This is a genomic window from Pseudomonas sp. NPDC087697, from assembly GCF_044743155.1.
Lineage (GTDB): Bacteria > Pseudomonadota > Gammaproteobacteria > Pseudomonadales > Pseudomonadaceae > Aquipseudomonas.
In genome coordinates, this window is the sequence record NZ_JBIUVW010000059.1 from 21523 (window position 1) to 30507 (window position 8985).

An 8985-nucleotide genomic window follows, 5' to 3' on the forward strand; every position below is an offset into this window, starting at 1 on the left:
CTAAAAAGCTGCCAGTCAGGTCGTGATTCAGGAGGACATGCGGTTACGCATGGCTGATCCCGAAAATCGCAACGACCCGCTCATTACAACCGGGGGAAACATCACATGCACTCGTTCAAACACCCACCGTCACGCACACCAGGCCGATTGACGGTCCTGGCCATCGCCATTGCGTCGGCATTGGCCGCGGGCCAGGCCAGTGCCGTTAATCAGTATGGTATTTACAACAGCAGCCCGACTCCCTCGCTGGACAACCCGGCACTGACCACTCTCCATGGCAACAGCGCCGGTGTTTACAACACCAGCAGCATTGGGACGTTGAGCAACAGCGGCAGCATCACTGGCAACAACGTTGGCATTAAGAACAGCAGCAGCGGCAGCATTACCTCGCTGAACAATAACGCTGGCGGCACCATCAGCAGCGGTGGCTCCTCTGGCATTGGCAACACCGGTAGCATCGGCACGTTGAACAACAGCGGCACTATCAGCAGCAGCAACATGGGCATTTCCAACTACAATGGCGCCCTCATCGGCACGCTGAACAACAGCGGCAGCATCACGGGCCCCGGCGCAGGCATTAACAACAACATCAACGGTACCATTACCTCGCTGAACAATAACGCTGGCGGCACCATCAGCGGTGGCAACACGGGGATTAACAACTCCGGCAGCATCGGCACGCTGAGCAATAGCGGCACCATCAGCGGCCCTAGCACGGGTGGTATTAACAACTCCGGCAGCATCGGCACGCTGAGCAACAGCGGCACCATCAGCGGCTACGATGGCATTTACAACGGCGGTACCATCACCTCGCTGAACAACAGCGGTCTGATCACGGGTACTGGATTCGCCATTTATAACGATACAGCCGGGACCCTGAGCACTGTCACCAACTCCGGAACCATCGCCGGCCAGATCCGCAATATCTCCACGCAGAACCTGACGATCAATGGCGGTACAGGTTCGGTGTTCGGCATTCTGACCGGCGCCGGCACCGGTGGTGTGAGCTCCAGCAACCTCGGTCAGATCACCAATAGTTTCTCGAACCTGGTATTCGGCTCTGGCAACCTGTTGCTCAATGACAACATCAACGTTTCGGGTGAACCTACCCATACGGTGTCTAACCTGGCGGCAACGCTGCAGGTCAATAACACGATCGCTATCAACGGCAATTACACCCAGGGCAGCGACGCCAGCCTGATCTTCGGCGTGGCCGATAATGCGCTGACCACCGGTAATGTCGCGACCGACAGCGGTTATGGCCGTCTGGTGGTTTCCGGGACGGCGAACATCGAGGCGGGCTCCACGGTCGGCCTGCAGAAGCTGGGCAGCTATGGCTTTGCCCAAGGCCAGCGTTACGTGGTGGTTCAAGCCAACGCCACCGGCACCAATTACAACGCCAGCAGCCTGCATTACACGGCCCCAGGGTATAACGTGGCAGGCGCCAGTGTGGCGGATGGCACCCATGCCGACTTGTTGCTCACCGTGGGTGCTGCCATACCCGTTACTCCGGTTGCTCCGGTTACTCCAGTCACCCCGGTTACTCCGGATACTCCGGTCACCCCAGTCGTTGTGGTGACTCCGGTCACTCCAGTGGTTGATCCGGTGTATGCCCCGATCAATCAGGCCACCACGGCCAACGGCACCACAACCCTGGCCGGGCTGTTCAATTACGGCGGTTACAATCCCGGCCTGATGAACCTGTTCAACGCCGCCGCGGCCCTCGATTCCCCGGCCGCCGGCAACCACGCCGGGGCCCAGTTGAGCCCGACCGCAAACACCGCCGCCGCCACCCAGGCGTCGACCGCGTCCACCGTCCAAGTGCTGAATGTCACGTCGGCACACCTCGAAGGCCTGCGCACCGCGCAGAACGACACGTTCGGCAGCGGCGTGGCCACCGGTGAAAGCGCCAGCAACACGGGGCTCTGGGGCCAGGCCTTTGGCGGCAGTTCTCGTCTGGGTGAACGCGACGATGTTGCCGGCTACCACGCCCATTACAGCGGCCTGCTGCTGGGCGCCGATGGCGCGCTCAACGACAGCTGGCGCGCCGGCGGTCTGTTCAGCTACACCAAGACCACGGTGAACAACGACGGCGACAACACCGGTAGTTCCGCCGACGTGAAGTCCTACGGTCTGTTCGGCTATGCCAGCTACCAAGGCCAGCCGTGGTACCTGGACCTGTCGCTGGGTGCCGTCCAGCACCAATACGACACCACGCGTGAAATCGACTTCAGCGGCTTCAGCGGTTCGGCCAAAGGCCAGCACGACGGCATGCAGTACATCGCTTCCGCTCAGGCCGGTTACCCGATCGACCTCGGCGCGGCGCTGGCCCACACCATCCTCACGCCGATTGCCGGTTTGACCTACAGCACCTTACGCCAGGACAGCTACACCGAATCCGGTGGCAACGGCGCGGCCCTGCACGTCGACTCCACCAGCAGCAATTCGCTCAAGAGCGACCTGGGCGCCAAGCTGGAACGCTCCTTCGCCACGTCCTACGGCAGCGTAGTGCCGTCGGCGCAACTGACCTGGCGTCATGAGTACCACGACACCGGCCTGCAATCGGTTGCCAACTTTGCCGCCGATAGCTCGGGCGCCACCAGCTTCACCAGTCCGGGCGCGAAAGCGATTGACGACACCGGGGTGCTGGCACTGGGCGTCACGCTGCTGCACAGCGAAAACCTCAGTCTGGGGGTGAAGTACACCCTGGAAGCGGCGAGTGGTTACACCGCCAATACCGGTGATGTGCAGGTGCGCTGGAACTTCTGATCCGCTACATTCCGCTCACCCGGTAACGCCCATGGTTCAGCGATGAACCATGGGCGTTTATTTGTCGGTCGGCAGCGGATGTGGACGAAAATCCCTTGCGCAATAGTCTCTACTCCCTATTTGAAGGCCCCGTATGAGCAGCACACCGACAGCTTCCGGCACCCCGCAACTGACGCTTGCCGAAGCCATGACGCTGGCCCATCAACACTGGAGCACGGGTCAGGCACAACAGGCCGAGCAGCTGTGTCAGCGCATATTGGTCGAGTGGCCACAACAGCCAGACGCGCTGCATTTGCTCGGGTTGATGGCCCACGCCTTTGGCCGGCTGGAGCTGGCCGTAAGTTACCTGCGCCGGGCTTGCCAAACGCTGAGCGCACCGGCGATTTATTTCAGTAACCTGGCCGAGATGTGCCGGCAACAAGGCCTGCTGGCCGAGGCCGAACAGGCGGCTCGACAGGCTGTTGCGCTGGATCCTGCGCTGGTGGATGCCTGGAGCAACCTGGGGATCATCCTCCAGGAAAGCGGCAAGCTGGACGACAGCCTCGAGTGTTTGACGCGCGTCGTGACCCTGCGCCCGGAAGCGGCACAAGCACACAACAATCTGGCCAATACCTATCGCCGCCTGGATCGACAAGAGCGTGCCGAGTGGCATTACAAACAGGCGATGATCCTCGACCCGAATTACGCCGAGGCCTACAGCAACCTGTCTTTTTTGCTGAGTTCACAAGGGCATTTCGACGAGGCGGTGGCGGCCGGACGACGGGCCATCGAACTCAACCCACGGCTGGTCGATGCGTACCTGAATATCGCCGAAGCCGAAACGCAACGCTTGAATCATGGCGAGGCGTTGCGCTGGCTGGATGCACTGCACACGTTTGCCCCCCAGCATGTCGGTGGCCTCACGGCACGAGCCCTGGTCTTGAAAAAGGGCGGGCTCCTCGACGAGGCCTTGCACTGCGCGCGGCAAGCGCTGGCATTGGCGCCCAATGACGCCAGTGTCCACAACGCCATGGGCAATGCGCTTCAGGCTGTCGATCTGCACGATGAAGCGCTGGAACATTTCAATCAGGCGGTAGCATTGCCTGGCTCGGTGACCGAAGAAGCGATGATCGCGCGAGCCGTACTGCTCCTGGAAAGTGGCCGCAAGGAAGAGGCCGTCGTGGCCTTCGAACAGGCGTTGACCGCATTCCCAGGGTCGATCCGCGCGCTGACGGGGCGCTCGGACAGCAAAACCTTTAAACCCGGCGATGCCGATATCGTAGCCATGGAGGCGGGGTTGGTGCGTGAGGAAGGTCTGTTGCTGGCCGACAAGCTGACGACCCACTTTGCCTTGGGCAAGGCGTATCTCGACACGGGTGATTCCGTGCGAGCTTTCCATCACCTGGATACAGGAAACCGGCTCAAGCGTTCCACCTTTACCTTTGATTCCCACGCGACGCAGCAATGGATGCAGAGCATCGCCGGGTTGTTCACCGAGGAATTTCAATCTGCGCACCAGGGGATGGGCGCGGCATCGTCGCTGCCGGTCTTCATCGTCGGCATGCCACGCTCCGGCACCACTCTGGTCGAGCAAATTCTGGCCTCCCATCCGCAGGTGGAGGGCGCAGGCGAACTGTCGTCGTTACGCCTGGCGGTGGAACGCCAAGGAGGATTCCCGCAAAACCTGGTCAACAGTTCAGCGCAGGACCTGGCGAGAATCGGGCATGACTACCTTGAGCGAATCAAGCCACTGGCCAATGGTCAGAATCGTCTGGTCGACAAGATGCCGGGCAATTTTGTCTATGCCGGCCTGATTCCGTTGATCCTGCCCGGCGCACGTATTATTCACTGTCGTCGCGACCCGATCGATACCTGTCTCTCCTGTTACAGCAAGCAATTCAGCGGTGAGCAACTGTTCACCTACGACCAGGCCGAACTGGGGCGGTTCTATCGCGATTATGAAGTCTTGATGGGTCACTGGCGCCAGTTGCTACCCGCCGAGTCCTTCATTGAAGTGGACTACGAGTCGGTGCTGGATGATCTTGAAGGGCAGGCGAAACGCTTGATCGACTTCATTGACCTGCCGTGGGACGAGGCCTGTCTGGACTTTCACAAGACCCAACGGGTGGTGCGCACCGCCAGCGTCAATCAGGTGCGCCAGCCCCTCTACAAAACGTCAAAAGGTCGCTGGCGCGCGCATGCCGAACAGCTTGGGCCGCTGTTGGCGGCACTGGGAGTTGCCGAGGCATGAAAGTATCGAGCACACCGCTGGCGGCGTTCGCCTGTCTGTGTGTGATGCTGGGGATGCTCGCAGGCTGCGCCGATCTGAACCGGCACGCCGAAACCCTGGCGCACACCGGTAACTTGCAGCGTGACCTGGTCGATACCGGCAGCTTTGTGCTGACCAGCTTTTACCGGATAACCCGTCCTGACTTGCCGTTGAGCGTCTACATCGAGGGCGACGGCATGGCCTGGCGTTCGCGTACTGCCCCGTCCGAAAATCCAACACCGCATCAGGCCGAGGGCCTGGCGTTGGCGGTGGCAGATCCGGCAGCCAACGTCGTGTACCTGGCACGGCCCTGTCAATTCACGCCGCTGGCGGTCAATCCTCGTTGTGATAAAGCCTACTGGACCCACAAGCGCTTTTCAGAGGAGGTGGTCGCTGCCATGGACCGGGCGGTCACTCATTACGCCGCAGGAGTACCCGGTCAGCGCATCCATCTGGTCGGCTATTCAGGGGGCGGTGCTCTGGCGGTATTGATTGCGGCCAGGCGTAGCGATATTGCCTCGCTGCGTACCGTGGCCGGTAACCTTGATCATGCCGAAGTCAACCGCCTGCATGACGTGTCGGCGATGCCTGGGTCGCTTAATGCCATCGACGTTGCACGTCAGGTCGCGTCTATACCGCAGCTTCACTTCAGCGGTGGCGATGACAGTGTCGTGCCGCCGGTGATTGCGCAACGTTTTGTCCGCGCCACTGCCAGTCTATGCGCGCATAGCCAAATCGTGCCGGGCATGAGCCATGAAAGCGACTGGGCTCGCCGCTGGCCGGAATTACTTCTAACTCCTCTGCCGTGTTCCTCGAGTCCTTGAAGATGAATAACAACCTGACTGCCGTACCGCACGCACTGAGCGTGTTGGACCGCGAAGCGCATTATGGCCACAGCGGCGCGGTATTGTGGCTGACCGGACTGTCCGCCTCGGGTAAGTCCTCCTTGGCCATGGCGCTGGAACTCGCTCTGACGAAGCTGGGGTATTCCTGTTACGTCCTCGACGGTGACAACGTGCGTAGAGGCCTGAATGCGAATCTCGGCTTCAGTGCCAAAGACCGGACCGAGAACATCCGTCGAGTGGGCGAGGCTGCGGCCTTGTTTGCCGATGCCGGTCTGATCTGCATCACCGCGTTCATTTCACCCTATCGTGAGGACCGTGCGCGTGCACGTGACGCCACCGGAGCGGTGTTCCACGAAATTCATGTCGCAACGGATCTTGCGACCTGCGAAGCCCGTGACCCCAAGGGTTTATACAAGAAAGCACGCGCCGGTGAGCTGCTTGAGTTCACCGGTGTTAACGCTCCATACGAAGTGCCGGAGTATCCTGAGTTGAGGATCGACACAAGCAATACCTCCATCGCCGACAGCCTGCAGGCGCTGTTGAGTTATGTGGTGGGCAATATCTCGCTAAACAGGCTGCTGGAATAAAAAAAACCCCGCCAGATTGGCGGGGTTGAGGTACGAGCGTGGCGCTCGGAAAGCGTGGAACGCGAGTGGCCCTCCGGTGAAGGAGGGCCGCTCGGTCTTACAGCAGGATGGTGCGGATGTCGCCCAACAGGTCGCTCAGACGCTTGGTGAAGCGTGCGGCAGCGGCGCCGTTGATCACACGGTGATCGTAGGACAGCGACAGTGGCAGCATCAGTTTCGGCTGGAAGGCTTTACCGTCCCAGACGGGCTGGATGGTTGCCTTGGAGACACCGAGGATTGCCACTTCCGGCGCGTTGACGATCGGCGTGAAGCCGGTGCCGCCAATGTGCCCGAGGCTGGAAATCGTGAAGCAGGCGCCTTGCATGTCGTCAGCGGTGAGCTTTTTGTCGCGGGCCTTGGCAGCCAGCGCAGCGGCTTCGGCTGCCAGTTGCAACAGGCTCTTCTGGTCGACGTTCTTGATGACCGGTACCAGCAGGCCTTCAGGGGTGTCGACGGCGAAGCCGATGTTCACGTACTTCTTGCGGATAATCGCCTTGCCGCTTGGTGCCAGCGAACTGTTGAAGTCCGGCAGTTCCTTGAGCAGGTGCGCGCAGGACTTGAGCAGCAATGGCAGGATGGTCAGCTTGACGCCAGCCTTCTCTGCAACGGCTTTCTGAGCGATACGGAACGCTTCCAGGTCGGTGATATCAGCCGAATCGAACTGAGTCACGTGTGGAATGTTCAACCAGCTGCGGTGCAGGCTCGACGCGCCGATTTGCATCAGGCGGGTCATCGGCACTTCTTCGATTTCACCGAAGCGGCCGAAGTCCACGACCGGAATCGGCGGAATACCGGCACCGCCGGTTGCGCCGGCAGCCGGGGCTTCTTTGGCCTTCTGCATCATGGCTTTGACGTAAACCTGCACGTCTTCCTTGAGCACGCGACCGTGTGGGCCACTTGGGCTCACCGCGTTCAGTTCGACGCCGAATTCACGGGCCAGCTGACGAACCGCCGGGCCTGCGTGAACCTTGGCACCGCTTGGCACTGGTGCTTGCACCTGCGCCGGAGCGGCCTCGGCTTTTGCAACAGGTGCCGCAGCAGCGGCAGGCGCAGCGGCTTGAGCCGGTGCTGGAGCGGCAGCTTGTGCCGGTGCAGCAGGTGCCGCAGCACCCACCACTTTCAGCTTGAGGATAAAGTCGCCAGTGCCGACTTCGTCTTCGAGTTTGACCGCGATGCTTTCCACCACGCCGGCAGCCGGCGAAGGGATTTCCATGCTCGCCTTGTCGGACTCCAGGGTGATCAGCGATTGATCAGCCGCAACGGTGTCGCCAACCTTGACCAGCAATTCGATGATCTTGGCCTTGCCCGACGAGCCGATGTCCGGGACGTGAATGTCCTGAACGGTGGCAGCAGGCGCAGCGGCTGGCGCTGGAGCAGCTTGCGGTGCCGGTGCGGCGGCAGGTGCTGCAGCGGCCGCAGGAGCAGGAGCAGCGGCCGGAGCCGCAGGTGCCGCAGCGGCACCCTCGACTTCCAGCTCCATCAGCTCGTCGCCTTCTTTCAGGCGATCGCCCAGCTTCACTTTCAGGCTCTTGATGACGCCGGCCTTGGGGGCCGGAATCTCCATGCTCGCCTTGTCCGACTCAAGTGTCAGCAGGCTCTGGTCAGCTTCGATGCGATCACCGACCTTGACCAGCAATTCAATTACTTCACCTTCACCGCTGCCGATGTCAGGTACGCGAATGAGTTCGCTCACAGAGTGTCTCCTCAGCAGTCCAGTGGGTTGCGTTTTTCCGGGTTGATACCGAACTTGGCGATGGCTTCAGCCACAACCTTAGGTTCGATGTCACCACGGTCAGCCAGTGCTTCAAGGGCTGCCAACACCACGAAATGACGGTCGACTTCGAAGAAATGACGCAGTTTCTTGCGGCTGTCGCTGCGGCCGAAACCGTCGGTGCCCAGGACTTTGAATTCCTTGGACGGGACCCACTGACGGATCTGTTCGGCGAACAGCTTCATGTAGTCGGTAGAGGCGATGACCGGACCTTGACGGCCATTCAGGCACTCTTCGACGTAGCTCAGCTTAGGCTTCTGGCCAGGGTGCAGACGGTTGCTGCGCTCTACGGCCAGACCATCGCGACGCAGTTCGTTGAAGCTGGTAACGCTCCACACGTCAGCGCCGACGTTGAACTCTTCACGCAGAATCTTCGCCGCTTCACGGACTTCACGCAGGATGGTGCCGGAGCCCATCAGCTGAACGTGGTGCGCCGCTTCGCGGTTGTCTTCTTCGAGCAGGTACATGCCCTTGATGATGCCTTCTTCCACACCGGCCGGCATGGCTGGCTGCTGGTAGGACTCGTTCATCACGGTGATGTAGTAGAAAACGTCCTGCTGCTCTTCGGTCATCTTCTTCATGCCGTCCTGGATGATCACCGCCAGCTCGTATCCGTAGGTTGGATAATAGGTGCGTCAGTTCGGGATGGAAGCGGACACGATGTGGCTGTGACCGTATTAGTGTTTAAGTCCTTAGCAGATAAAAGAATACCGGCCGCCGGAGCAG

Annotated in this window: 5 protein-coding genes and 1 pseudogene; 4 read left to right on the plus strand and 2 right to left on the minus strand. The window is 60.6% G+C overall.

Annotated elements, in window-relative coordinates; all coding sequences use genetic code 11:
* The first annotated feature begins 105 nt into the window (after window positions 1–105).
* The 4 genes from ACIPIN_RS26855 (at window position 106) to cysC (ending at window position 6449) form a co-directional block, all read left to right on the plus strand.
* The gene (locus ACIPIN_RS26855; protein ID WP_401124139.1) at window positions 106–2769 is read left to right on the plus strand and encodes an autotransporter domain-containing protein; all 2664 of its coding nucleotides are present in this window, start codon (window positions 106–108) and stop codon (window positions 2767–2769) included.
* 133 nt (window positions 2770–2902) lie between these two features.
* Window positions 2903–4999 carry a tetratricopeptide repeat-containing sulfotransferase family protein gene (locus ACIPIN_RS26860; protein ID WP_401124141.1) on the plus strand — a complete coding sequence of 699 codons (2097 nt, stop codon included), beginning with the start codon at window positions 2903–2905 and terminating at the stop codon, window positions 4997–4999.
* The gene (locus tag ACIPIN_RS26865) at window positions 4996–5841 is read left to right on the plus strand and encodes an alpha/beta hydrolase family protein (protein WP_401124143.1); all 846 of its coding nucleotides are present in this window, start codon (window positions 4996–4998) and stop codon (window positions 5839–5841) included. The genes ACIPIN_RS26860 and ACIPIN_RS26865 overlap by 4 nt, the downstream gene beginning before the upstream one ends.
* A 2-nt stretch (window positions 5842–5843) precedes the next feature.
* The gene (gene cysC / locus ACIPIN_RS26870) at window positions 5844–6449 is read left to right on the plus strand and encodes an adenylyl-sulfate kinase (RefSeq protein ID WP_401124144.1); all 606 of its coding nucleotides are present in this window, start codon (window positions 5844–5846) and stop codon (window positions 6447–6449) included.
* A 97-nt stretch (window positions 6450–6546) separates the two neighbouring features.
* Here cysC and aceF read toward each other — a convergent pair whose 3' ends face one another.
* Window positions 6547–8181: a dihydrolipoyllysine-residue acetyltransferase gene (gene aceF, locus ACIPIN_RS26875; protein ID WP_401124146.1), complete on the minus strand. Its 1635-nt coding sequence runs from the start codon at window positions 8179–8181 to the stop codon at window positions 6547–6549.
* A gap of 11 nt (window positions 8182–8192) precedes the next feature.
* Window positions 8193–8909, minus strand: a pseudogene (locus ACIPIN_RS26880) (transketolase-like TK C-terminal-containing protein); the annotation flags it as partial.
* Window positions 8910–8985: the final 76 nt, after the last annotated feature.

What these genes read in the sequence shown, in the direction of transcription:
- ACIPIN_RS26855 (WP_401124139.1), top strand. Translation starts at nt 106, where the DNA reads ATGCACTCGTTCAAACACCCACCGTCACGCACACCAGGCCGATTGACG.
- ACIPIN_RS26860 (WP_401124141.1), top strand. Translation starts at nt 2,903, where the DNA reads ATGAGCAGCACACCGACAGCTTCCGGCACCCCGCAACTGACGCTTGCC.
- ACIPIN_RS26865 (WP_401124143.1), top strand. Translation starts at nt 4,996, where the DNA reads ATGAAAGTATCGAGCACACCGCTGGCGGCGTTCGCCTGTCTGTGTGTG.
- cysC (WP_401124144.1), top strand. Translation starts at nt 5,844, where the DNA reads ATGAATAACAACCTGACTGCCGTACCGCACGCACTGAGCGTGTTGGAC.